The organism is Streptomyces sp. NBC_00012 (genome assembly GCF_045040875.1).
GTDB lineage: Bacteria > Actinomycetota > Actinomycetes > Streptomycetales > Streptomycetaceae > Streptomyces.
The window spans coordinates 743,318-769,133 of sequence record NZ_CP108309.1 but is presented as its reverse complement, the minus strand read 5'-3'; the positions used below and the strand labels follow the sequence as shown (position 1 = coordinate 769,133).

At 70.6% G+C, this 25,816-nt stretch carries 13 protein-coding genes; 7 read left to right on the top strand and 6 right to left on the bottom strand.

The annotated features are described in order from the left end of the window. Positions 1-47 precede the first annotated feature (47 nt). The 5 genes from OHA19_RS03755 to OHA19_RS03735 are packed head-to-tail and all read left to right on the top strand — an operon-like array spanning position 48 to position 15,255. Positions 48-9,530 (top strand): amino acid adenylation domain-containing protein, encoded by a 9,483-nt coding sequence (locus OHA19_RS03755; RefSeq protein ID WP_405749378.1) that lies wholly within the window; start codon positions 48-50, stop codon positions 9,528-9,530. Continuing rightward, positions 9,520-11,202, top strand: a complete 1,683-nt coding sequence (locus OHA19_RS03750; RefSeq protein WP_405719989.1) for a phytoene desaturase family protein — start codon at positions 9,520-9,522, stop codon at positions 11,200-11,202. The genes OHA19_RS03755 and OHA19_RS03750 overlap by 11 nt, the downstream gene beginning before the upstream one ends. A gap of 20 nt (positions 11,203-11,222) precedes the next feature. Continuing rightward, positions 11,223-12,947 (top strand): phytoene desaturase family protein, encoded by a 1,725-nt coding sequence (locus tag OHA19_RS03745; protein WP_405719991.1) that lies wholly within the window; start codon positions 11,223-11,225, stop codon positions 12,945-12,947. Then, positions 12,944-13,999, top strand: coding sequence for an MDR family NADP-dependent oxidoreductase (locus OHA19_RS03740; RefSeq protein ID WP_405719993.1), 1,056 nt, complete (start codon positions 12,944-12,946; stop codon positions 13,997-13,999). Before OHA19_RS03745 ends, OHA19_RS03740 begins: the two co-directional genes overlap by 4 nt. 53 nt (positions 14,000-14,052) lie before the next feature. Continuing rightward, a complete protein-coding gene (locus OHA19_RS03735; protein WP_405719995.1) occupies positions 14,053-15,255 on the top strand; it encodes a cytochrome P450 in 1,203 nt (400 codons plus the stop codon). Between the two features lie 24 nt (positions 15,256-15,279). On the opposite strand, the gene OHA19_RS03730 is transcribed toward OHA19_RS03735, so the two are convergent. The 6 genes from OHA19_RS03730 to OHA19_RS03705 all read right to left on the bottom strand — a co-directional run bounded on the left by OHA19_RS03730 (position 15,280) and on the right by OHA19_RS03705 (position 22,349). Beyond that, complete coding sequence (locus OHA19_RS03730) at positions 15,280-16,134, bottom strand: NmrA/HSCARG family protein (protein WP_405719997.1); 855 nt, start codon at positions 16,132-16,134, stop codon at positions 15,280-15,282. A 157-nt stretch (positions 16,135-16,291) separates the two neighbouring features. Further along, positions 16,292-18,127, bottom strand: coding sequence for a protein kinase domain-containing protein (locus OHA19_RS03725; RefSeq protein WP_405719999.1), 1,836 nt, complete (start codon positions 18,125-18,127; stop codon positions 16,292-16,294). A 118-nt stretch (positions 18,128-18,245) separates the two neighbouring features. After that, complete coding sequence (locus OHA19_RS03720) at positions 18,246-19,502, bottom strand: MFS transporter (RefSeq protein ID WP_405749376.1); 1,257 nt, start codon at positions 19,500-19,502, stop codon at positions 18,246-18,248. 43 nt (positions 19,503-19,545) lie between these two features. After that, positions 19,546-20,007, bottom strand: coding sequence for a hypothetical protein (locus OHA19_RS03715; protein WP_405720003.1), 462 nt, complete (start codon positions 20,005-20,007; stop codon positions 19,546-19,548). Positions 20,008-20,189: 182 nt separating this feature from the next. After that, complete coding sequence (locus OHA19_RS03710) at positions 20,190-21,641, bottom strand: NAD(P)/FAD-dependent oxidoreductase (RefSeq protein WP_405720005.1); 1,452 nt, start codon at positions 21,639-21,641, stop codon at positions 20,190-20,192. 102 nt (positions 21,642-21,743) lie between these two features. Beyond that, the gene (locus tag OHA19_RS03705) at positions 21,744-22,349 is read right to left on the bottom strand and encodes a TetR/AcrR family transcriptional regulator (protein WP_405720007.1); all 606 of its coding nucleotides are present in this window, start codon (positions 22,347-22,349) and stop codon (positions 21,744-21,746) included. 183 nt (positions 22,350-22,532) lie between these two features. Between OHA19_RS03705 and OHA19_RS03700 the strand changes: the two genes are divergently transcribed. Together OHA19_RS03700 and OHA19_RS03695 are read left to right on the top strand one after the other, a co-directional pair. Then, positions 22,533-23,948, top strand: coding sequence for a purine-cytosine permease family protein (locus OHA19_RS03700; protein ID WP_405720009.1), 1,416 nt, complete (start codon positions 22,533-22,535; stop codon positions 23,946-23,948). Between the two features lie 112 nt (positions 23,949-24,060). Next, positions 24,061-25,704: an amidohydrolase gene (locus tag OHA19_RS03695; RefSeq protein ID WP_405720011.1), complete on the top strand. Its 1,644-nt coding sequence runs from the start codon at positions 24,061-24,063 to the stop codon at positions 25,702-25,704. Positions 25,705-25,816: the final 112 nt, after the last annotated feature.

Here is a 25,816-nt window from a genome sequence, read left to right as displayed (position 1 = left end):
GCCCTTTTATGCCGGTCCGCGGCGTCATGACTTGAGGAGTTACAGCCTTGCCCGACGTGAACAGTGCCTCTGTGAGCGAAAAAGTAGCGATCATCGGCATGGGGTGCCGACTGCCCGGCGGTGCGTCGGACCACCGCGCGTACTGGCAGAATCTCATGGAGGGCAAGGACTGCATCACACCGACACCGGCCGATCGCTATGACGTGGGCAGTCTCGGCAGCAGGTACAAGGAGAAACCGGGACGTCTGATCGGCGGCCGCGGTGGCTACATCGACGGTTTCGACGAATTCGACCCCGCTTTCTTCGGTATCAGCCCGCGCGAGGCCGACCACATGGACCCGCAGCAGCGAAAACTGCTCGAAGTCGCATGGGAGGCGCTGGAGGACGGTGGACAGCGGCCCGCGGAGCTCGCCGGCAGCAATACCGCCGTGTTCGTCGGCGCGTTCACGCTGGACTACAAGATCCTTCAATTCTCCGACCTGGGCTTCTCGTCACTCGCCGCCCACACCGCCACCGGCACCATGATGACGATGGTCTCGAACCGTCTCTCGTACTGCTTCGACTTCCGCGGACCGAGCCTGTCGCTCGACACCGCGTGCAGTTCCTCCCTGGTCGCGGTGCACCTCGCCTGTCAGAGCCTCAACAACCGGGAGACCGACCTCGCGCTGGCCGGCGGCGTTCTGCTGCACATGGCTCCGCAGTACACCATCGCCGAGACGAAGGGCGGATTCCTGTCGCCCGACGGTCGTTCACGGGCGTTCGACGCCACGGCCAACGGCTACGTCCGGGCCGAGGGTGTCGGCCTGGTCGCGCTGAAACGACTGGACGACGCCCTGCGCGACGGAGACCCCATCCACGCGGTGATCCTCGGCGCGGGAGTCAACCAGGACGGCCGGACCAACGGCATCACCGTGCCCAACGCGGACGCCCAGGTCTCCCTCATCCGGCGCGTCTGCGGCGAGGCCGGCATCACGCCCGGCGACCTCCAGTACGTGGAAGCGCACGGCACCTCCACGCCCGTGGGCGACCCCATCGAGGCGAACGCACTGAGCCGGGCGCTGGCAGAGGGCCGCCGACCGGACGCGCCCTGCTACGTGGGCTCGGTGAAGACGAACATCGGGCACACCGAATCGGCGGCGGGCATCGCCGGCCTGATCAAGACCGTGCTCTGCCTCAAGCACCGCACCATCCCGCCGCACATCAACCTGGAGCAGCTGAACGCCGCCATCGACCAGGGGGCGTCCCCGTACCGCATCCCGACCGAGCCGACCCGGTGGCCCGCACACGAGGGACCCGCAAGGGCCGGGGTGAACTCGTTCGGGTTCGGTGGCACCAACGCGCACGTCGTGCTGGAGCAGGCACCGGACCGGAGTGCCCCGTCTGCCCCGTCCGGCGAACGGGCCTGGAATCTCCTCCCGTTGACCGCCCGCGCCCCGGAAGCACTGCCGGAGGTGGCGGTCGGCATCCGCCGCGAGCTGGCGGGGGCGCACGGGCCCGAGGTGCCGCTGCCCGACCTCGGCTACACACTGGCCCACCGCCGCCAGCACCTGGAGTCGCGGCTCTCCGTCGTGTACTCCTCGCGGGCCGGACTGGACGAGGCGCTCGACGCCTTCCTGCGCGGCGAACCGCACCCCGGAGTCGTCCACGACAGGCAGCTCGAAGCCGAACAGAGAGGCCTGGTCTGGGTCTTCACCGGCATGGGGCCGCAGTGGTGGGGGATGGGCCGCCAACTGCTCGACGGTGACGAGGTGTTCCGGGACGCCGTGACCCGCTGCGACGGGGCCATCCGCTCGATCGCGGGCTGGTCCCTGATCGAGGAGATGAGGGCCGACGAGGCCGGCTCGCGCATGGGCGAGACCTGGCTCGCACAGCCGGCCAACTTCGCCGTTCAGGTGGGGCTCGCTGCCATGTGGCGCCACTACGGAGTGCGGCCGGACGCCGTCGTCGGTCACAGCACCGGCGAGGTCGCCGCCTTCTACGAGGCAGGGGTCTACTCCCTGGAGGACGCGGTGAAGGTGGTGGTGCACCGAAGCCGTCTCCAGCAGAAGCTGACCGGCACCGGCACCATGCTCGCCGTGAGCCTGCCCGAGGACGAGGCGCAGGCCCGGGTGGCCGCGTTCGGGGGCAGGGTGTCCGTGGCCGCGGTCAACAGCCCCTCGGCGGTCACCCTGGCCGGTGAGCGCGACGCACTGGCCGAGCTGGCGGACCGGCTGCACGCCGAACAGGTCTTCGCCAAGTTCCTCACGGTGCAGGTTCCGTACCACAGCGCGGGCATGGACGTGATCAAGGACGAACTCCTGGCCTCGCTGCACGATCTCGACCCCCGGGCGGCGACGGTTCCGCTGTACCTGACCGGACAGGAGGGCACGGCGCACGGCAGCGAGCTGGACGCGAGCTACTGGTGGAAGAACGTCCGCCACCGGGTCCGCTTCCGCTCGGCCGTCGACCGGCTCGCCGACGACGGATACGGACTGTTCCTGGAGATCGGTCCGCACCCGGTGCTCGGCCACTCCATCCGCGAGTGCCTCGAAGACCGAGGCACGGCCGCACGGACCCTGCCGTCGATCCGCCGCCAGGAGAACGAGCCGGAGCGCTTCGCCGCCTCGCTGGCCCAGCTGCACAACCTCGGCGTTCCCATCGCCTGGGACACCCTGCACCCGGCGGGCAGACCGGTGGTCCTGCCCCGCTACCCGTGGCGGCGCGACCGCTACTGGACGGAGCCCGCACCCGTGGCCCAGGTCCGTCTCGGCCACGCCGACCACCCACTGCTGGGCCGTCGCACCGCGGACACCGAACCGACCTGGGACACCGCCCTGGACACCGAGCGGCTGCCCTACCTCGACGACCACCGCATCCAGTCCACCGTGGTCTTCCCGGCAGCGGGATACCTGGAGATGGCCACGCAGGCGGTCCGCTCCCTGACCGGCGGCACCCATGTCGTGCTGACAGACATCGAGTTCCGCAAGGCACTGTTCCTGCCGGAGGGCGAGGACCGGGCAGTCCGGCTGACCCTCTCCTCGCAGAACGCGGCGTTCACGATCGCGTCGAAGGGCGCGGACGAGGGCGGCCGGGCGGTGCACGCGAGCGGAGTCGTGCGCTCGGGGCAACCACGACCGGCCGGGCCCGCGGCCGACACCGAAGCCCTCCGGGACCGAGCCCGCCGCCGGCTGGGAGGCGAGGACTGCTACGCGGAGCTCGCCGCCCTCGGCTACCACTACGGGCCCGCGTTCCGGGCCATCGACGAGGTGTGGATCGGCTCCGGAGAGGTACTCGCCCGACTCCGGCCGCCCACGGTGATCGGTGACGACGCGGCCGGACACCACATCCACCCCGTACTGCTCGACGCCTGCTTCCAGTCGCTGCTGACGACACAACTGCTCGAAGCCGAAGGTGCGGGCACGGGTGCAGGTGGACCGGAGCGGCGGACGACCGGGATCCGCCTGCCGCTCTCGATCGACGAGCTGCGCCTGGCCCCGGTGGGAGACCGGCCGATCTGGGTGCACGCCACGGTGACCCGCGACGGTGCGGACGAACTCGTCGGGGACATGGCCGTCTACGCGGACGGCGGCGAACCCCTCGGCGGCATCAACGGCTTCCGCGCAGCCGACGTGGAGAAGGCATCCACCGCGGTCGGACTCGGCACGATCGACTCCTGGCTCGCCGAGACCGTCTGGATCGACAGCCCCCTCGATCCCGCCACGGACGAGGCCGAGCACGGCGTGGTGACCGGCGCCGAAGGCCGTCCCGCCGAGTCCGCCGGCGGCGACTGGCTGGTGTTCGCCGACGGTCAGGGCGTCGGCGACGCCCTGAGTGCCCTGCTGACCGCCCGGGGCGGGCGCTGCCACCTGGTGCGTCCGGGCGACACGTACCGGAGCGGGGGCGAAGGCAACGAGTTCACCGTCGTCCCGGGGTCCGCCACCGACCTGGAGCGGCTCTTCGCCGACCTGGGCGAAGGCAGCGGCGACGCGGGGCGCGTGGGATCCATCGTGCATCTGTGGAACCTCGACCTGCCTCCGCTCGCCCAGGCCTCGCCGCGGGACCTCGTACGGCACAGCGGCACCGGGTCCTACTCGCTGATCGCGCTCGCCCGCACGCTGCTCCGGCGCGGCAGGGCCGGACGGCTGCACATCGTGACCCGTGGTGCCCAGCACGTCGAGCCCGGCGAGAGCGTCGAGCCGCTGGGAGCACCGGCGTGGGGAGTTGGCCGGGTGCTCAGGCACCAGGAGCTGACCTCCCACCCCGGCAAACTGATCGACCTGGACGCCCGCGTGCCGGGCGAGGAGGAGTGCCGGGCCGAGGCCCGCGCGCTGCTGCGTGAACTCCTGACCGACGACGAGGAGGAGATCGCGCTCCGTGGCTCGGCCCGTCGGACCAGCCGCGTCCGGCGGGCCGAACAACTGACCCACCCACTCCCGCTGCGACTGCGCACCGACGCGAACTACCTGGTCACCGGTGCCTTCGGAGCGCTCGGCCGGCTGCTCTGCCGCACGCTCGTCCGACGCGGGGCGCGCAGCCTGATCCTGATCGGACGCACCGCACTGCCGGAGCGCTCCACCTGGCGGGAGCTTGAACCCGACACCGCCGCGGGCCGTGCCACCGCCTTCGTCAAGGAACTGGAGGCGCTGGGCGCACGGGTTGTCCTGGCGCCGCTCGACATCACCGATGAAGCCGCGTTCACGACCTGGCTGGACACGCACCGACGCACCGATCCGCTGCCGATCCGCGGCGTGTTCCATCTCGCCGGGCAGGTCCGCGACACACTCGTCGAGGACATGGACCGGCGGACGTTCGCCGAGGCCCACGACCCCAAGGCCATCGGTGCCCATCTGCTGCACCGCCACCTCCGGGACGAACCGCTGGACCACTTCGTGCTGTTCGCCTCGATCGCGTCGCTGCTCACCACGGCGGGCCAGACCAATTACGCCGCGGGCAACGCGTTCCTGGACGCGCTGGCCCAGCACCGCCGGGCACTCGGGCTGCCGGGGCTGAGCGTGGACTGGGGGCCCTGGGCCACCGGCATGATCGAAGAGCTGGGGCTCGTCGACCACTACCTCCACAACCGGGGGATGAGCTCGCTCGCACCCGACGTCGGCATGGCCGTACTGGAACGCGTCATCGGCCAGGACCGCGCCCAGCTGCTGGTCGCGACAGTCGTCGACTGGCCGGTGTTCCAGGACTGGTACGCCTCACCACCCCGGCTGGTCGCCGAGCTGGCGGCGACGGCCCCCTCCAAGGCGGCGACCGGGCCGGGCGAGGGCATCCTCGAAACCTTCCGCCACGCGGACACGGCGGAACGCCTGGCCCTGGTGACCGGGCGGTTCATCGAGCTGACCGCCTCGGTGCTGCGGACCGGCGCCGACCGGGTCGATCCGCAGGCCGGGCTCAACGCGCTGGGGCTCGACTCGCTCCTGGCGATGGAGCTGCGCGCCCGCCTCAGCTCCGAGCTCGGCGTCGCCCCGCCCGTGGTGGCACTGCTGAGCGGCACTCCGGTCGCCGAGCTGATCAAACAACTCCACGACGCACTGGCCGAGTTGGTCGCCCACGAAGCCGGCGGTACGGACACGGCCCAGGTGGAGGTGTTCGAGGACGAACTCAGCCACCCGCTGACGCAGAACCAGAAGGCCCTGTGGTTCCTCAGGCAGCTCAACCCCGAGGGCTACGCGTACAACATCGGCGGCGCGGTCGAGGTCCGGGTCGCACTCGACCCCGACCTCATGTTCGAGGCCGTGCGCTGCACGGTGGCGCGCCATCCCGCGCTGCGCACCAACTTCCGCACCGTGGACGGCGTGCCGCTGCAACAGGTGTCGCCGGAGGCGAGCCCGGACGTCGCGCTGTTCGACGTGCAGGACCAGGAGTGGGAGGACATCCACCGCACGATCGTCGCCGAGTACCGCAGGCCGTACGACCTGGAGAGCGACCCGCTCTTCCGCTTCCGCCTCTTCAAGCGAGCCCCCGACCGGTGGGTGATCATGAAGGCGGTGCACCACATCGTCTCCGACGCGATCTCGACGTTCACCTTCATCGAGGAGCTCCTGGCGGTGTACGAGGGGCTGCGCCAGGGCCGGGCCCCCTCGTTGCCGCCCGTCACCGCACGCTACCTGGACTTCCTCAACGCGCAGAACCGCTTCCTGGCCGGCCCCGCGGCTCCGCGCATGCTCGACTACTGGCGTTCGCACCTGCCGGCCGATGTCCCGACCCTGGAACTGCCCGTCGACAAGCCCCGCCCCGCCGTGCAGACGCACAACGGCGCCTCGGAGTTCTTCGTCCTGGACACCGAACTGAGCGCCCGGGTGCACACCCTGGCCCGCGAGCACGACGTGACCCCGTTCATGGTGCTGCTGAGCGCCTACTACCTGCTGTTGCAGCGCTACTCCGGCCAGGACCAGGTCATCGTGGGCAGCCCGGTGACCGGCCGGACCGAGCAGGATTTCGCCGCCGTCTACGGCTACTTCGTCAACCCGCTCCCGCTGCACGCGGATCTGTCCGGCGACCCGTCCGTCGCCCGGCTGCTCCAGGAGGTCCGCACGACCGTGCTGGGCGGTCTGGACAACCAGGAGTACCCGTTCGTGCTGCTGGTCGACAAGCTGGGACTCCAGCACGACCCCAGCCGCTCCGCGGTGTTCCAGGCCATGTTCATCCTGCTCACCCACAAGGTCGCCACCGAGAAGTACGGCTACCGGCTCCAGTACATCGAACTGCCGGAGGAGGAGGGGCAGTTCGATGTGACGCTGTCGGTCTACGAGGACGAGGCGGAGCACCGTTTCCACTGCGTCCTGAAGTACAACACCGACCTGTTCCTGCCGGAGACCATGCGGCGGATGGCATCGCACTACACCGCACTGCTCGACAGCATGACCCGGGCCCCGGCGGACCGGCCCACCTCGCGGCTGGAGATGCTGGGTGCCCAGGAGCGCGAGCGGCTGATCGGCGAGTGGAGCGGTGCCGGACGCGCGGCCCTGCCGCCTGCGGCGGGGGAGGGCGAGGCGGACGGCTTCCGCCCGGTGCACAGGCTGATCAGTGAGACCGCCGCCCGCTGCCCGGACACCGTGGCCATCACGGCTCCGGCGCTCAACGGGCCGGCGCACCGGCTGACGTACGCGGAACTGGACCACGGTTCGGACGAGTTGGCCCGGAGGCTGCGCGCACTCGGGGTCGGGGCCGGGTCGGTGGTGGCGCTCTGCCTGGAGAAGTCGCCCGACCTCGTCGTCGCGCTGCTCGCGGTCCTCAAGGCCGGCGGCGCCTATCTCCCGATCCCGGCCGACCACCCGGCCGACCGCGCCGCCCACACCGTACGGACCGCGGACGCCACCCTCGTCGTCACCGAGGACGACGCCTGCCGGGACCGGATGGCGGGGCTGCCGGTCCGGACCCTCACGCTGCGGGAGCTGCGGGAAGCTGACCCGGACACGGCTCCCGAGCCGGACGGCCGGACCGCGAGCGAGGCAGGCACCGAGGACCCGATCGGTCCCGACTCCGCCGCGTACATCATCCACACCTCCGGATCGACCGGCCTCCCCAAGGCCGTACGGGTCAGTCACCGCAATCTCGCCTCGGCCTACGCGGCCTGGCTCCAGGAGTACCGGCTGGACCGCGACGTCCGGGTGCACCTCCAGATGGCCGCCCCGTCGTTCGACGTCTTCACCGGCGACGTGGTGCGGGCGCTGTGCTCGGGCGGCAGCCTGGTGCTGGTCGACCGCGATCTGCTCTTCGACACAGAGCGCCTGCACGCCACGATGCGCAGGGAACGCGTCGACTGCGCGGAGTTCGTGCCCGCCGTCGTGCGCGGACTGATGGACCACTGCGAACGCCACGGACGGCGCCTGGACTTCATGCGTCTGCTGGTCGTCGGTTCCGACGTGTGGAAGGCCGGGGAGTACCGGCGGCTGCACGACCTGTGTGGGCCGCACACCCGGCTGATCAACTCCTACGGGGTCACCGAGGCGACCATCGACAGCGCCTTCTTCGAGGGATCCGTCGACGACCTGCAACCGGGCCGTACGGTGCCGATCGGACGGCCCCTGGGCAACAGCACGCTCCATGTGCTCGACCGGCACGGCGAGCCGGTGCCGCCCGGCGTGCCCGGCGAGCTGTGGATCGGCGGCGAGGGCGTCGCCCTCGGCTACGCGGGCGACCCCGCGCTGACTGACCGGCGCTTCGTCACCCGGACCCTGAGCCGGGAGCCGGGCGCCGCCCCCGTGCGCCTCTACCGCAGCGGCGACGCGGCACGCTGGGACGCGGACGGCCGGGTCCATCTGCTGGGCCGGGTCGACGACCAGGTCAAGATCCGGGGCCACCGGATCGAGATCGGCGAGATCGAGGCACACCTCGCCCAGCGGCCCGAGCTGGTCCGGACGGTCGTCACGGTGCGCCCCGACGCCCGGGGCGAGGACGTGCTCGTCGCCTACTGCGTACCGGCCCGAGGAGCCGCACCGGACCGGCGCGCGCTGCGCCGGTACCTCGGGGACCGACTGCCCGCCTACATGGTTCCGGCACACTTCGTCGTACTGCCGCGACTGCCGCTGACCGCCAACGGCAAGGTCGACCCCACCGCCCTTCCGATGCCCCGGTTCGACGTGGACGACGAGCCCGAGGAGACGCCGCGCACCCCCTTCGAGCTGAGCATGGCCCGGCACTGGGAGGAACTGCTCGGGCTGGAAAGGGTCGGCCTGGCACAGGAGTTCTTCGAAGCCGGCGGCAGCTCCATCAAACTGATCGAGCTGATCCACCGGCTGCGCAAGGAGTTCGGCGTCGGCATTCCCGTAAGCCTGCTGTACCGGGTCACGACCCTGCACGGAATGGCCGCGACGCTGGAACGCCTGGCCACCGGATCGATCGCCGACGACCTGCCCTGCCTCAGCTTCAACAGCGAACGGGAGCAGACCGTGTTCTGCTTCCCGCCGGCGGGCGGCCACGGACTCGTCTACCGGGGGTTCGCCACCACGCTGCCCGAGTACCGGCTGATCGCCTTCAACTATGTCCCCGGTGCCGACAAGGTGGCCCGCTACGCCGACCTCGTCGAGTCCCACCGGCCCGACGGCGGATGCCTGCTGCTCGGCTACTCGCTCGGCGGCAACCTCGCGTTCGAGGTGGCCAAGGAACTCGAGAGCCGGGGCCGCGAAGTCGCCCATGTGGTCGTGCTGGACTCGCACCGCATCGTCGAGGCGTACGAACCCGGCCCCGAGCAGATCGAGTTCTTCGAGGCGGAGCTGGCCGAACACCTGCGCAAGCACACCGGATCGGACGCGGTGGCACGCGAGACCCTCGATCACGCCGCGGAGTACCTGGCCTTCTGCGGGCGCACCCCGAACCTCGGCACGGTGTCCGCGACCGTCAGCGTGATCACCGACCAGGAGAAGACGGCACTCTACGCCGCCGACGCGTCCGGCACCTGGCACGGCAGCTCGACCACGGCCACGGCCCTGCTGCGCGGCTCCGGGATCCACGCCGACATGCTCGACCCCAAGCACTCGGCCCGCAACGCCGAGCTGGTGCGCGGCATCCTCCAGGAGGGCGGCGCCGATGCCCGATGAGACGGAGGACGACTGGAGCGTCCCCGGACGGGAAACGGACGGAAGGCCCCGTGTCATCGTGATCGGAGCCGGTGTCGCGGGAATGTCGACCGGGTGCTACGCGCAGATGAACGGGATGCGCTCGCGCATCTTCGAGAAGCATGTGCTGCCCGGCGGCTGCTGCACGGCCTGGTCGCGCGACGGCTACATCTTCGACTACTGCATCGAATGGCTGATCGGCACGGCCACCGGCAATGACGCCAACCAGGTGTGGCGTGAACTGGGTGCGCTCGACGGCAAGACCATCACCAATTTCGAGATGTTCAACCGGGTGGTCGACGAGACCGGGCGCTCCGTGACCTTCTACAACGACCCGGACCGGCTGGAACACCACCTGCTGGGAATCTCGCCCGCCGACGCCCGGCTGATCCGTTCCTTCTGCCGTGATCTGCGCCGGTTCACCGAGATCGAGCTGTACCCGTTCCTGACCGCCCCCGCACTGCGCACCGTAAAGGAGAGAGCGGCGCTGCTGCGCACCGTGCTGCCCGCGTTCCGCCTGTTCTGGCGGACCGCGGCGACGCCGATGCACCAGTTCGCCGACCGGTTCCAGGACCCGTTGCTCCGCAGGGCGTTCCGCAACATCTTCTTCCAGGACCCGGAGGGCTTCCCGCTCCTCCCGTACCTGTTCAACATGGCCGGCGCCCACCATCACAACGCCGGCTTCCCGCAAGGAGGTTCGCTGGGCCTGGCCCGGTCGATCGAGGAACGCTACACCGGGCTCGGCGGTGAGATCAGCTACCGGGCACGGGTCGAACGGATCATGGTCGAGGACGGGCGCGCCGTCGGGATCGAACTGCGCAACGGCAAGCGGTACTACGCCGACCACGTCGTCGCGGCCTGCGACGGCCACACCACGATCCACGGCCTTCTGCAGGGCCGGTACACCGGACCGCGCATCGACAAGCTCTACGACGAACTGCTGCACCGACCCGGCACGCTGTTCCCCGCGGTGGTCTCGGCCTTCGTCGGGGTCCGGGGCGAACCGGGCCCGGACCGGGCCCACAGCACCACATACCTGCTCGACCCGCAGGACGCCGGTCAACTGCCCGGCGCACTGCAGAGCAGCGTGGTGGTGCAGATGCGCTCCGACTACTCGGACGGATTCGCCCCGCCCGGAAGATCGGTCATCCACTGCACCTACTTCAGCGACTTCGCGTACTGGAAGGAGCTGCGCGCCGCCGACCGCAAGGAATACCGGGAGAAGAAGCGCCAAGTGGCCGACTTCGTCCGGGGGTTCCTGGAGCGTCGGCTGCCGGGTCTGGGCGAGCGCATCGATCTGGTCGATGTCGCCTCCCCGGCGACGACCCGGCGCTACACCGGCAACCACGACGGTTCCATCCTGGCCTGGAAGGCGTTCTCCGAGGCCGACGACATCGCGGCCAAGCTGGTCGGCAAGGACCGCATGCGCCTGCCGGGCCTGCGCGGATTCTCGATGGCCGGTCAGTGGGTCGGCATGGGCGGTCTGATCCGCGCCGCCTCCACCGGGCGTTTCGTCGTCCAGTACCTCTGCGACGAGCTGGGACGCGGGTTCACGGCCACCGAGAGCCGGGGCACCGAGCCCTGGCACCCAGGGAAGCTGGGCCGACTGCCCCAGCTCGACAACTGGTCCATGCGTGGTGACAGCCGCACATGAGCACTGAGGAGAACAGGTTCATGCCGCGTTCCGAACGAGAGTCGGTGATCATCATCGGCGCAGGACTGGGCGGTCTGTCCACCGGGTGCTACGCCCGGATGAACGGCTACCGGACCCATGTCCTGGAGATGCATGAACTGCCCGGCGGCTGCTGCACGGCCTGGGACCGGGGCGACTTCAGGCTGGACCCCTGCGTCAGCTGGCTCCTGGGCAGCGGGCCCGGCAACGAGATGCACCAGATCTGGCTGGAGCTCGGCGCGTTGCAGGGCAAGGAGATCCGGCACTTCGACGTGTTCAACGTCGTACGCGGCCGCTGCGGCCGGGCCGTGTACTTCTACTCCGACCCCGATCGGCTCCAGGCCCACCTCACCGAGCTGTCGCCCGCCGACTCGGCCCTGATCAGGGACTTCTGCAAGCAACTGCGCGGCTTCCGTAAAGCCCTCGCGGTCTATCCCTTTCTCAGACCGGTCGGACTGATGCCGACGATGGAACGTTGGCGCATGCTGGCCTCCTTCATTCCGTACTTCAACGTCGTACGCAAATCCATCGGCGTACTGATGACCGACTACTCGGCGAGATTCAAGGACCCGCTGCTGCGCGAGGCGTTCAACTTCATCCTCTACGAGAAGCACCCGGCGTTCCCCGTACTGCCGTTCCACTTCCAGCTCGCCTCGCACGCCAACCTCTCCGCGGGCGTCCCCGAAGGGGGCTCGCTCGGGCTGGCCGAGTCGATCGAGCGGCGCTACCGCGGACTCGGCGGCGAAGTGACCTACAACGCCAAGGTCGAGGAAGTGCTGGTCGAGGACGACCGAGCGGTCGGGGTGCGGCTCAGCGACGGGCGTGAACTGCGCGCCGACATCATCGTCTCGGCCTGCGACGGACGCACCACCATGATGGACCTGTTGAAGGGCCGCTATCTCAACGAGGCGTACCGGCGCCTCTACACACGCACCATCCGGGAACCCGGCATGGTGTTCCCCGGCTACTTCACACTCTTCCTCGGCCTGCGCCGCGACTTCCCCGACGCCGACCCCTGCACCACCTATCTGCTCGACGAGACGGAAGCGGCCGGACTGACCGGCATCCGGCACCCCAGCATCAACGTCCAGTTCCGCAACCAGCACTACCCCGAGCTCTCCCCGCCCGGGACGAGCGTCGCCTACGCCACCTACTTCTGCGACATCGCCCCCTGGCGTGCCCTGGACGAAGGCCCGGAACAGGCGACCCGCAGCCGGGGCGGGCAGGAGCTGCACACGCTTCCGGTGCGCCACGGCCGCGGGTACTACGCGGCCAAGCGCCGGGCCCGCGAGACGCTCGTCGCGTTCCTGGAGCGGCAGCACCCCGGGATCGCCGACGCGATCGCCGTCCGTGACGTGTCCAGCCCGCTCACCCAGGTCCGCTATACGGGCAACTACGACGGCACGGTGCTCGGCTGGCAGCCGTTCGTGGAGAGCGGGGAGACGCTGGAGAAGCTCATCAAACGGCACGGCCCCGGGCTGCCGGGGCTGCGGAACTTCTACCAGTCCGGCGTATGGGCGACCACGGGCGGCCTGATCCGCGCGGCGGCGGCCGGCCGGCACGTCATGCAGTTCATCTGCCGCGACGACGGCCGCGAGTTCACCGCGTCCATCGACGAGAGCGATCCGTCACCGACCCACCGGGTCATCGAGGTGGGGCCCCGGCCGGTGCCGCGGTCCGTTCCGGAGGGCCGCCCGGCCCCCGTCGAAAGTGAGGTAGCGCGATGAGGGCCAGGAAATGGGTGGTGCGCGAGCACATCGAGGGTGTGCCCGACGTCGAGCGGGTCTACGGCGAGGTCGAGGAGGAGATCGACACTGAACTCGCTCCGGACGAGATGCTGCTGAGGACGCGCTACGTATCGGTGGACCCCTACCTCCAGGGCATCGCGCTGGACACTCCGCTCGGTGCGCACATGGGCGGCGACTCGATCATGGAAGTGCTGGAGGCGGGGCCGCTCGCCGCCCACCGTCCCGGTGACCTGGTGCAGGGTTTCGGCGGCTGGCGCACCCATCTCGTCAGCAACGGTGCGGCCACCCCGTGGCAGACCGGCACGTTCCCGATGGTCTTCCCGGCCTTCCGCCGCCTGGACCCCGACTGGTACGACGAAGCGCTGCCACTCCACACCGCACTCGGCGTCATGGGCGGCCCCGGCATGACCGCCTGGGGCACCCTGACCAAGTTCATGTCGATCCGCCCGGGGGACACCGTCGTGGTCAGCGGCGCCTCCGGCTCCGTCGGCTCACTGGTCGGCCAACTGGCCAAGCTCGCGGGCGCCAGAGTGGTGGGCACCACATCGACGCCGGAGAAGGCGGACTACCTCGACGAACTGGGATTCGACGCGGTCGTCGTCTACCGCCACGGAGACAACAGCGAGGCCGTGCGGGACGCGCTGCTGTGGGCCGCGCCGGACGGCGTCGACAAGTACTTCGACAATCTGGGCGGCGCCGTCACCGACGCCGTGTTCTCCATGCTCAACATCGAGAGCCAGGTGGCCGTGTGCTGGCAGTGGGCCACCCAGGTGGGCCGCGACTTCACGGGGCCGCGACTGCTGCCCTACATCATGTTCCCGCGCGCCCACATCCGGGGCATCTTCTCGTTGGAATGGTTCACCGAACAGAACTGGCGCGCGCTCCACGACGAGCTCGGTGGCCTGGTCCGACGGGGCGAGGTGCGCTGCGGACACACTCTCCACCAGGGCTTCGAGAACATCCCGGACGCCTACCGGAGCCTCTACCGGGACCCCGGGGCCAACCGGGGCAAGGTACTGGTCGAACTCTGAGCCCCGGCCCCGCACCCAGCAGCTCGCCACCCCCGTGCAAGCCAGGAGGACACGTGTCCTGCCCCCCCGATGCCCACATCCGACCTGTCCCGCCCCTGCCCCCGCTGCACCGGCTGGACTTCGATCCGCCCGGTCCGCCCCGGCCCGTCGCGTTACCCGACGGGACCCCGGCCTGGCTGGTGAGCCGATACGCCGACGTCCGCACGGTGCTGACCGACGCCCGGTTCGGACGCGCCGGGCTCCACTCGCCCGACTCCCCGTCAATGTCGGGCGAATCCGGCCTGGTGAGCAGCCTCGACCTGATCTTCAACCAGGACGGCGAGGACCATCTGCGCCTGCGCCGCACGATGCGGCGCGCGTTCACCCCCAGGGCCGTCGCCCGTTGGGGGCCCTGGATCGCCGAGATCGTCGAACAGTGCCTGGACGACCTCGCCGACAGCGCACGTCCGGCGGACCTGGTGGCCGGCTTCACCCTCCCGCTCCCGGTCGCCGTGATCAGCAAGGTGATGGGCCTCGACACCGAGGCCCGGGAGCGGCTGCGTCACTGGAGCCAGTACGCCTTCTCCGACGGCTCCCACGCCGAGGAGGAAATGGCGTCCGTGCTGGCGGAGTTCGCCGCGTTCGGGACGGCTCTGCTGGCAGAGCGACGGAGCATGCCGGGCGACGATCTGACCAGCATGCTGGTCCGGGCGGCCGACGAGGCGGGCGGCATCCCGGAGCGTCAACTCATCGACCTCGTATGCGGGTTGGTGGTGGGAGGCCATGACAGCACGATGACCATGCTCAGCAATTCGCTGCTCTATCTGCTCGGCGAACGGCCGGACGTCTGGCCCCGTCTCGGAGCGGACGAACAGGCCGCAGGCACTCTGGCGGACCGCCTGCTGCACCTGATTCCGCTCGGCGACGACCGGGGGACCGCACGTCACGCCGCCACCGACACGGAGGTCGGCGGTGTGACGATCCCGGCGGGGTCGGTGGTGCTCGCCGACTGCGGCATGGCCAACCGCGACCCCGAGGTGTTTCCGCCCCGGCCGCTGGATGACCTCTTCGCACCGCTGGCGGCGCCCACTCTGGCGTTCGGAGCGGGCCCGCACTACTGCCTGGGCGCCTGGCTGGCCAGGCTGGAGCTCACGCTCGCCCTGCACCGGATCGCCGCACGCTTCCCCGGCCTGCGCCTGGCACAGCCCGCCGAAGCGGTCGAATGGCACCTGGGCTCCACCTCCCGCAGCCCGCGGCGGATCGCCGTCACCTGGTAGGAGCGCCCGTGTGGGGTTCGGCAGTCATCCTCGGGGCTTCGGCCAGTCCTGGGCGTCCGCCCACGCGGCGTAGGACGTCCAGGGGACTGCGGGGAACTGTGCCCGCAGCGCCGCCATGTCCACCTGATAGCCGCCGCTCACAAAGAAGTTGTACATGGCAAACATGTCGGGGTTCGCGGTTCGCAGGTCCTCCAGCGGGGACTGGCGGAACGCGACCGTGCCACCCGCGGCCCGTCCGATCTCCTCGGCCATCCGGACCGGCGTGGGATCGTCGCCCGCCACCTCGATCCGCTGCCCGGTCCACCGGTCCGGATCGGCGACGACCGCGGCCACGACCCGCCCCAGATCCTGCCGCGCCGTCTGCTGGAGGGGAGTGTCGCCGGGCATCGGCATGGTGAGGAGACCGGCAGCCACCTCGTCGCGGGAGCCCAGGGCGTTGTCGTAGAAGTAGGCCGGTGCCACCACCGTCGCCGGCAGTCCCGAGCGAGCGAGCAGTTCCTCGGTCCTGGCCTTGGTCTCGAAGTGCGGGACACCGGTGTCCCGGTCCGCACTGGCGACGGAGGCCAGCACCAGATGGGGCAGTGCGGCGTCCACGGCCGCCCGCACGATCGCCGCGCCCTGGGCGAGCTCGGCATCCAGGCCGTCCTGGAAGGGGGTGGTGACGGCGAACGCGGCCTCCGCGCCCCGGAACGCCTCGGCGAGCGAGGCGGCGTCGAACAGATCGCCCGGCACGACCTCCGCTCCGGCCGCCACCAGCGCCCGCGCCCGCCCACTGCGGGGATCGCGCACCACGGCCCGTACGGCCCGCCCGGCCTCCAGCAGGGCGGCGACCACCGCGCCACCCTGACCACCGGTCGCACCGAGTACCGCTGTCGGCATGAGAACTCCCTGATCGAGCGACATGGGTCCATGCTGACCCGGATGTGACCGGCCCTGCCACCGGGAGGAAGCCGGGGAGGCCCGGAGGCGTACCCGGCGCGCCGCCTCGGCCTCCGCATTCCGCCGGAGCCGAGGTGACGTGCCGTACGGCGGGGGCTCAGCTGCCGGAGGCGGACCCGGCGGCATTGCGCCAGACGGTGAGGTCCAGCGTCATGTACTCACTGGGCGAATCCTCGCTCGGGAGCCCCTGGACCGTCACGAGGCCCATGTGCCCCGTACCCGTCGTGACGCAGATCTGCCTGCCCTTGGAGAGCGCGCTGAGTTCGACGGTCTCGGTGAACCGGGTCTCCGCGAGGCAGACTTCGAGCGATCCCACCTGCCCCGGATCGAGCAGCACCAGACTGCCGCCCGTGGTCTCGGCATCGAGGTATCCGCCGGTGTCGTAGGAGAGTTCGTATTCACCGTCCTCACCCTTTTGGGGCCGGACGTCGTCGTCCCCGAGCGTCAGGTGGTAGCCGGCCACGAGGTTGATGCCCTTGAAATCGGCGGGCTGCGGCCGGGGCCTGGTGCTCGGCTTGGAGTCGGTCTCCTTGTCCCCGTTGTCCCCGCTCGGGCTCTCGTTCCCGGTCGTGTCGCTCGTCTGCCTGCCGCCCGAGGAACTGCCCGCCCGGGACTTCTGATCGTCGTTCTTGAGCAGGAAATACAGCGTGCCGCCAGCCACGACACCGAGGACCAGCGCGGCGGCGATGGCCATGACCGCACGCTTCTTGCCGGAGCGTCCGGGCCGCTGGGGCGCCTGCGGTACGGGGCTGCCGGGGTACGTCTGCGCCTGCGTCGGGAACTGAGTCGGGGCGTACGCGTTGGCGTGAGCCTGTCCCTGGGCCGGATGGGGCACCTGGTACGGGGGCTGGGCCTGGGGCGGGACGGGAGAGGGCTGAGCCGGCTGAGTGGGCTGCTGCGCCACGGGCGGACCGTAGCCCGGAGGCGGGGTCGACGGGGCCACCGGCGCGGTGGGCGAGTAGGCGACGGGCGGGGCGGCGGCCGGCGGCGGCGGAGTCTGGACCGGGGCCGGGGCCGCCGCGCGTACCGTGATGTCGGCGGAGACCGGGGCGGGCAGCCAGTCCTCCGGGCGGCGCAGCACCGTCTCCGCGTTCGCGGACTGGCAGAGCGCGATGACCTCGGCGATCGACGGCCTGGCCGCCGGATCCTTGGCGAGGCAACGGCTGACCAGCTCCATCAGCCGCTCAGGGACACCGGTGAGGTCGGGCTCCTCATGGACGATCCGGTAGAGAACGCCGTGCGATGTCCCCTCGCCGAACGCCGGGGTCCCCGTCGACGCGTACGCCGCCACCTGACCGAGCGCGAAGACGTCGGTGGCCGGGGTCACCTTCCGCCCGGCGGCCTGTTCCGGCGCCATGAACGAGGGGGTGCCGATGGTGACGCCGCTGCCGGTGAGCGAGGTCGCGTCGGCGGCATGGGCGATGCCGAAGTCGATGACGCGGGGGCCGTCGGCGGCGAGCAGCACGTTGGACGGCTTGAGGTCGCGGTGGACGATGCCCGCGCCGTGGATGACGTGCAACGCCTCGGCCATGCCCGCGATCAGCAGCACCACCGTTTCGACAGGCAGCGCCCCGTGCGCGACGACCGCGTCGGCGAGCGAGGGGCCCGGCACGTACGCGGTGGCCAGCCACGGTTGCGCGGCGTCCGTCGCGGCGTCGATGACCGGCGCGGTGAACAGGCCCTGCACGCGCTGCGCGGACTTCACCTCCTGGGCGAACCGGCGGCGGAATTCGGCGTCCTCGCCGAACTCGGGCCGGATCACCTTGATGGCCACCGGCCGCCCGCCGGGTGTGTACGACAGGTACACCTTGCCCATACCGCCCGCGCCGAGCTTGGCGGCGAGCCGGTATCCGGCGATGGTGGTCGGGTCGTCTCCCTCAAGCGGTTGGAAGACCTGCGAGGCACTTCCCGGGTCCGGCTGCTGACCACTCATCACTAACGTCTCCCACGCAGAACGCCGATATCGAAACGGCACCTTATACAAGTCCGGGCCGTCGGTGCCCGTTCCGGTCGGGCAAGGGCTGTCCCGTACGGCGAGGGCTGTCCCGTGCTCAGAACCGGGAGGACGCCGTGGGCGGCGGACCCGGTTGCAGATCCGGCACACGGGACAGCCTGCGCGCCGCGTATGTGCCCGCGCCCGCCGCCAGCAGCATCACGCAGCCCGTGAAGATCAGTCCGGCCTGGCGCAGCCCGAGCCAGGTGGCCAGGGCGCCGACGCCGACCACCGGCAGGGAGATCCCGCCGTAGGCGACGACGAAGAACGTCGAGATGGTGCCGCCGCGATGCCGTGCCGGGGCCGCGCCGCTGATCAGGGTGAGCGCGGCGCGGAAGGCCAGCCCCTGGCCGGTGCCGCCGCACAGGGCGCCCAGGACGAGCAGGAGCAGGGATTCGGCGATCAGCGACGACGCCACCAGCAGCAGGCCGGCGACGAGGACGCCACAGCCGACCGGGAGTGCGAGGCGTGCGCCGATGCGTTGGGACAGGGACTGTCCGGCCGTCGAAGCGAGGAACACGGAGAAGACCACGGCGCCCGAGACTGCCAGATTGTGCACACCGAGCGTCCGCGCGGCGAAGCTCGGTGCGACCGCCGTGAACAGGCCGAGAAGCGCGAATCCGGCGAAGGCCGCCAGCGAGGCGGGGAGGAAGACCCCTTTCACCTCGGAGGGGACGGACAGCCCCTGCGGCCTCAGGCGCGGCCGGCGCTTCGGCTCGGCGACGGTCTCCGGCAGGAGCCAGGTGATGCCGCAGGCCAGGGATACCAGGCCCAGATGGATCCAGAACGGAAGCGTCAGCGGCCAGGGCGTGTACTGCGCGATGATTCCGGAGAGCAGTGGCCCGCAGCCCAGACCGCCCATGTTCGCCGCGGTGGCGGCGAACCCCGCGCGCGCCTTGTGCCCGGGTTCCGCAAGTTCGATCACGGCCGCCGTCGCCGCACCGCTCAGCAGACCGGCCGCGCAGCCGGACAGCAGCCGCCCCGCGAAGAGCAGCGGCAGACCGCCCTCCGCCAGGAAGCAACCCGCGCTCGCCGCCGACAGGCCCAGCGCGCACAGCAGCACAGGTTTTCGGCCGGACTCGTCGGAGTAGTTCCCCGCCACCAGCAGCACCGTGATGACGGCGATGGCGTAGACGGCGAAGACGACCGTCACCATCAGTTCGGAGAATCCGAGCTGTTCCTGGTAGAGCCCGTACAGCGGGGTGGGCAGGGTGGTCCCGGCCATCCCGATGGCGAACACCGACGCGGCAGCCACGTACCCGGGCCGCCATCGGCCGCGGGCATTGGCTGTGCATTCGCGAGCGTTCACGCACATCACCTCGCGGCCGGTGTCCTCGACGCGGCCGGGCCCGGAACGGTCAGTCCCAGAGCTGGTGCGTCGCGACCCGCTCGGTGTACGCCGGCCTGCCGTCGGTGTAGACGAGCTGCAGCCTGGTGAACTGCCGCAGCTCGGGATCGGCCTTCCAGGTCTCCGGGCGGTCCAGTCGGACGATGACGGGATAGGTGTGGAACTTGCCGGCCGCGCAGTAGGGATCGCAGTCGTTCACCGCGTCAAGTGCCCTGCCCACGGCGGATTTCGGTCCCCAGTGGGACCAGTGGATGTCGATGAGACGGTTGTTGCCGTCGCCGCAGGCGAGCAGGAAGTCGCCGGGCCGTACCTGTGCGTTCGAGAAACAGTCGACGGCCACCACGCGAGCCGACGAGTGGGACTTCGTGGAGGCGGGTGATGACGTGGAGGCGGATGCCGGAACGGGAATCGCCGCCGCGAGTGCCGTGGCGGCGCACAGCATGAGCGCTGTCCTGAATTTGCGTGTGTGCATATCGGCTCCTCGGCTGCCTGATGTCGGGCCCACGCCGACCGGCACAGTCGTCGGTCGTGGGCCCTTTTTCCAGCCGTCGTTCCTGAAACGACAATATGGCCACACCCAGTGATACACCACCTGTAAGGGCTACAACAGTGCAAAAATGGTACGAAGGGTTGTCTGTGTGCTTGCGGCACTCGTCATCGGCTGGCCCGGACGGTGCGCGGGGCACAGGCGGCGTTCTTCGTCTGCCCCACCGCAGACTCCCATTCCGCACGGCCGGGGCCGTCGAACCGGGGTGTGAAGTCCGGGTGTTGGTCCAGCCAGTTCGCCAGCCTGGCGCGTACCTCTTCGGTGCCGTATGCCTGATCGGCGGTGAGGAGGAGGTGACGGACCTTCGCGCGTGCACGCATGACCAGCGGGTCGTCGAACGCGCAGGCGGCGAGGGCGGCCCGCTCGCGGGCGGCGGCGGTGGGGGGATCGTTCGACATCCTTGTGGGATTGCCGAGTTGATCCGCGTTCGCCCGGTCCGCGGCGACCTGCGCGTCGAACCGCAGGCGAAGGGTCTGTGCCAGCCATCGGTGGTACTCGCCGGTGAATGCCGCCGGATCCGATGCGGCACCGGCGTTCCGGGCCACCCACTGTGCCGTCTCCAGGGCCATGGCCACTCCCTGCCCCATCGTGGGGTTGGTGTACGCGACCGAGTCCCCGACGCCGACGAGCCCGGTGACCACGGGCCCGTCGGCGTCGGCCGGGGTGGTCCAGCGATTGTGCAGGCCCCCCATCGCGAGCACTCCGGAGACCGGCTCGGGTTCCAGCTCCAGCCAGGCCGCGATGGCGGGGAACGTCCGGGCGACCCGCTCGAAGACCGCCGGGTCCCGCAGTGCCGCGCGGGTCGGATCGGCGGTGGACACCGTCAAGGAAGCCGCGAAGATGCCGTTGTCCGACGGGAACACCCCGCCGACGGCGAAGGCCGAGGACGATCCCGCCTTGACGCGTCCGGCTTCACGTGGTCCGTCGGGGCGCAGCCGGTACCAGCGGCAGAAGTACGCGATCCGGACGCGGTGGTTCTCCACGGCGGCATCCCGGCAGCCCGCCCCGGACAGCCAGCGGGGCACCGGGGACCGGCGCCCCCCGGCGTCGAGCACCAGATCCGCATCGTGCGTCCCGGAGGCGGTCCGGACCCCCGTGGCCTGCGGGATGTCGGCACGCCGGTCAAGCAGGAGCCCCTCGGCGGGTTCCCCGAGCAGCACCTCCACGCTCGGCTCACGGTGCACCGCATCGTGCAGGGCGGCCTCCAGTACGATGCGCCGGGTCTGGATCGTGACCAGGTCCTCGTCCCCGGGGCGGGCGGGCCCGCGGTCGTCGAACCATTCGAATTCGTTGCGTTCCCGGGCACCCATGCGCAGCATCGCGCGGTACACGTCCGAAGCCTCCGCCCGGAGTACGGTCCTGACCGGGGCCAGGAGTCCGTGCGGCTGGACGGCGTGCGGCACACCGGGGCGGTGCCACTCGAAGAAGTCCCGGTCGAGATCCGGTCCGGGCCTGTGGCCGTCCCGCTCGAACAGGGTCACCTGATGACCTCGACGCCCCAGGAACAATGCTGCGGCCAGGCCGCCGATCCCGCCACCGACAATCGCAACCCGCGTCAATGTGGTCCCCTCCACGCCGTGTTGCGAACCAACGGTATCCCAGTCCGGCAGGCGGATCGCGGCAGGTGGTCGGGGAGCGGGGCATGATCCGAAGGGGAGACCCTAACTCCGCTCCACCAGCCGCTCGGTGGCCGAGAGCGCCAGACGCAGCGCACTCGCCCGGTCCGCTCCGCGCTGACCGAGGACCACACGCGTACTCAACCCGTCGAGCAGGGCCAGCAGTTCGGAAGCGCGGGTCGCCGTGTCGAGGTCCTCGGCGAAGCGGCCCTGCCGCACACCCTTGGCGAGGAGCGATTCGAGGTCCTCCTGCCAGCCTCGGTCGATCTCGGCCTGGGCCTGTCGCAACGGCTCGTTCGACGCCGTGCGCGCCCACAGTTCGATCCACAGGGTCCAGCGCGGATCGCGCGGCCCGCGGGGGAGGTACAGCTCTACGAACTGGCCCAGCTTGCGTGTGGCGCCGGCCCGGCCCGCCAGCAGCGCCCGCCGCTGCTCGGTGAGCGCGCTCTCGCTCCAGCCCAGCACCTCCAGGAGCAGACGGTCCTTGCTGCCGAAGTAGTAGAGGATGTGGCCGCCACTGGTGCCGAGGCGCTTGGCGAGTGCCGACATGGTGAGTGCGGCAAGGCCGTCCTCGGCGATGGCCGCCATCGCCTCCTCAAGCATGCGTTCCCGGGCCAGGAGCCCGTCGCGCCGTCGCGCCGTCGTCGCCACGCCACCCCTCCTCTTCCATGAACTCCGTGACGACCTTACGGGACGGTCCGCGGGCCGCCGATTTCGGCAGAGGTCTTGACGGACCCCCGGAGACACATCTTGAATGCCGTTCTAACTTTTAGAACGGCATTCAAAGTGCGTGTTCCGGTGCCCCGGAACACGCACGGATGAGGGGCAGGCCGCATGACGCAGCAGGAGACGACCGTGAGGGCGTCCGGCGGGACGATGGCCACCGATCAGGTCTTCCAGGTCGAGACCAACGGCATCGAACCGGTTCCTGACGAGGAACGCCACGGCAGCGCGAGGGACCTGTTCTGGCTCTGGTTCGGCTCCAACCTCACCTTCACCTACGTCATCAACGGAGCCCTGGCCGTCGCCTTCGGCCTGTCCTTCTGGCAGGCCACCGGGGTCGTCGTCCTCGGCGGACTGGCATTCTTCGCCATCAGCGCCGCCGGACTGAGCGGCGTGCGCACCGGCACCGCCACCCTGGTGATCTCCCGAGCCCCCTTCGGCGTACGCGGCAACTGGCCCGCCGGCATGCTCAACTGGGTGGTCAGCATCGGCTACACGATCCTCAACACGGTCGTCGGGACGCTCGCCCTCGAAGCGTTCTTCGCCGATCTGGGATGGGCGTCCGGCCACACCGGGCGGGCCCTCGCCCTGCTGATCACCCTCGCCCTGACCTTTGTCGTCGCCCTCTGGGGCCATGCCACCGTTCAGTTCGCCGAGCGCTGGATCGCGTACGTCCTCGCCGTCGGCTTCGCCGTGCTCCTGGTGTTCCTGCTGCCGGGCGCCGACACCGCGGGAGCGGCGGCCCGGCCCGGGGCGTCCGGGTGGAGTCCGGCCTTCGTCGTGATGCTGGCCGGGCCGTTCTCGTACGTTCCCATGCCCGCCGACTACACGCGCTACCTGCCGAGGACGACCTCGATGCGGTCGCTCACCTGGTACGGGGCGCTCGGCGGCTTCGTCTCGTCGGTCGCGCTGGGTGTGGCCGGGGTGGCCGCCGCCACGCAGACGGACATGACCGACGCGGTGGCGGGCACGGAGAAGCTGCTGCCGGGATGGTTCCAGCCGATCTTCCTCGCCCTCGTGCTCGGCGGATCGGTCACCAACTCGATCGTCACGCTCTACTCGTCGAGCCTGAACCTTCAGGTGCTGGGCGTCCCCTGGAGCCGCTCCAAGGCCATCGTCATCAGCGCGGCCGTCACCGCGGCGGGTTCCCTGTGCGCGCTCTTCCTCACCGACTTCACCAGCTCGCTGCTGTCCTTCCTCTCGCTGCTGATCATCGTGTTCGCGCCCTGGGGCGGTGTGTTCCTCGCGGACATGCTCATGCGCCGCTGCCGCTACGACGCGCCGGCGCTGCACGCCGGACCGGACGGCGCCTACTGGTACCGGTCCGGCTACCACCCCGCCGGCATGACCGCGCTGCTCGTCGGCATGCTCTTCGCCGCGCTGACCTGCGATTCCGAGCTGTGGACCGGCCCGCTCGTCGCACCGCTGGGCGGCGCCGACCTGACCCTGCTCGGCTCGGTCGTCTCGGGGCTCGTCTACTGGGCGCTCGCCCGGCGTACCGTCGCACCGCACACCGGCCCCTCCTGACCCGACCCGACCCGACCCGCCCCGAGCCACCGACCGGCCGGAACACCGCACCGACCGCACGACAGCACAGACCGCAGCACAGCACCGACCGCACCACAAGGAGTCACCTCACATGGCCAGCCCCGCCCACCTCGTCCTGCGCAATGCCCGCATCCACACCGTCGACCCGGCGCTCCCCGAGGCGCAGGCCATGGCGGTGGTCGACGGCCGGATCGCCTGGCTCGGCTCCGACGAGGACGCGAACGGGTGGACGGGGCCCGGTACCCGGGTGATCGATGCCGAAGGCAAGCTGGTGCTCCCCGGGTTCGTCGACGCCCACAACCATGTCCGGCTCGGCTCGGACGACGCCTGCGTCCAGCTCTCCGGCGCCGGAACCCTCGACGAGGTCCACGCCCGCATCCGCGCCTGGCACACCGCCAACCCTGACGCCGGGTGGATCGAGGCGGAAGCCTTCGACTACTCGGCCATTCCGGACGGCCGGATGCCCACCGCCGCCGATCTCGACCCGGTCACGGGCGATGTGCCGGCCTTCGTGCTCAGCTACGACGTGCACACCGCCTGGGTCAACACCGCCGGCCTGCGCCGCCTCGGCATCGACCGCGACCACACCCACCTGCCGTTCGGCGAAGCCGTGACCGACCCGGCCACGGGTGAACCCACCGGCTTCATCAAGGGTTTCGCGGTCAAGGGCCTGTCCCGCGACGGCCACCGCGCCCTGAAGCAGCTGGGTCTTCCGTGGGCCTCACCGGACCGGCAGTACGGGCGCCTCGCCAAGTCCCTGGACGACGCCATCCGCTTCGGCATCACCACGGTGGTCGAACCCCAGAACTCGCTCGACGACCTCCCGCTCTTCGACCGCGCACGCGCCGAGGGCCGGCTCAAGTCCCGGATCGTCGCCGCCCTCTTCCACCCGCGCGGCACCACGGACGCCGACCTCGACGACTTCGCCACCGCCGCCCACCGCTACGACGACGACCGGATCCGGGTCGGACCGCTCAAGCTCTACATCGACGACGTGGTGGAACCGCGGACTGCGGCCCTGCTGGAACCCTACGCGGGCTGCCGCCACCACCGGGGCGACACCTTCTACCCGCCCGAGGAGTTCGCCGGACTGCTGACGAAGCTGGACGCCCGCGGCTTCCAGTGCTTCGTCCACGCGACCGGCGACCGGGGCATCCGCACCGTACTGGACGCCGTCGAGCGGGCCCGTACGGTCAACGGGGAGCGGGACGCGCGCCACCAGGTCGTCCACGTCGAGTGCCTGGACCCCGACGACACTCCGCGGTTCGCCGCCCTCGGTGTGGTCGCGTGCATGCAGCCCCGCCACTGCGCCCCGGAGGTCGCCGGGCCCGGCAAGGACTGGGCGGAGAACGTCGGCGCCGAGCGCTGGCACAAGGCATGGCCGATGCGCAGCCTGCACATGGCCGGGGCCGTGCTCGCGCTCTCCAGCGACTGGAACGTGGCGGAGATGGACCCGATGATCGGCATCCACACCGCGGTCACCCGGCGCCCGCTGGGCGGTGGCGAGCCCTGGATGCCGCAGGAGACGATCAGTGTGGAGACCGCGGTCCACGGCTACACGATGGGTTCGGCCTACGCCAACTTCCTTGAGAACGAACGGGGTTCGCTGACTGTCGGCAAGGCCGCCGACTTCGTGGTCCTGTCCTGTGACATCCTGCGCGCCGCACCGGAGGACATCCCCGGCACCGTGGCGGAGACCGTCGTGGTCGGCGGTGTCGTCGAACACACCGTGTGACCGGCCCCGGCGGCCTCCCGGAGTGTCACGCGTCCGCGTGTCCGGGAGGCCGTCGGGTTTCCTGCCGTTCGTGGTGCGAGGTGGGATGGCCCGGGTGGCTGTCAGGTACCGT

Excerpts from the sequence above, each read along its gene's own strand:
- OHA19_RS03750 (WP_405719989.1), top strand. The coding sequence starts at position 9,520 with ATGCCCGATGAGACGGAGGACGACTGGAGCGTCCCCGGACGGGAAACG.
- OHA19_RS03745 (WP_405719991.1), top strand. The coding sequence starts at position 11,223 with ATGCCGCGTTCCGAACGAGAGTCGGTGATCATCATCGGCGCAGGACTG.
- OHA19_RS03740 (WP_405719993.1), top strand. The coding sequence starts at position 12,944 with ATGAGGGCCAGGAAATGGGTGGTGCGCGAGCACATCGAGGGTGTGCCC.
- OHA19_RS03730 (WP_405719997.1), bottom strand. The coding sequence starts at position 16,134 with ATGCCGACAGCGGTACTCGGTGCGACCGGTGGTCAGGGTGGCGCGGTG.
- OHA19_RS03725 (WP_405719999.1), bottom strand. The coding sequence starts at position 18,127 with ATGAGTGGTCAGCAGCCGGACCCGGGAAGTGCCTCGCAGGTCTTCCAA.
- OHA19_RS03720 (WP_405749376.1), bottom strand. The coding sequence starts at position 19,502 with ATGTGCGTGAACGCTCGCGAATGCACAGCCAATGCCCGCGGCCGATGG.
- OHA19_RS03715 (WP_405720003.1), bottom strand. The coding sequence starts at position 20,007 with ATGCACACACGCAAATTCAGGACAGCGCTCATGCTGTGCGCCGCCACG.
- OHA19_RS03700 (WP_405720009.1), top strand. The coding sequence starts at position 22,533 with ATGACGCAGCAGGAGACGACCGTGAGGGCGTCCGGCGGGACGATGGCC.
- OHA19_RS03695 (WP_405720011.1), top strand. The coding sequence starts at position 24,061 with ATGGCCAGCCCCGCCCACCTCGTCCTGCGCAATGCCCGCATCCACACC.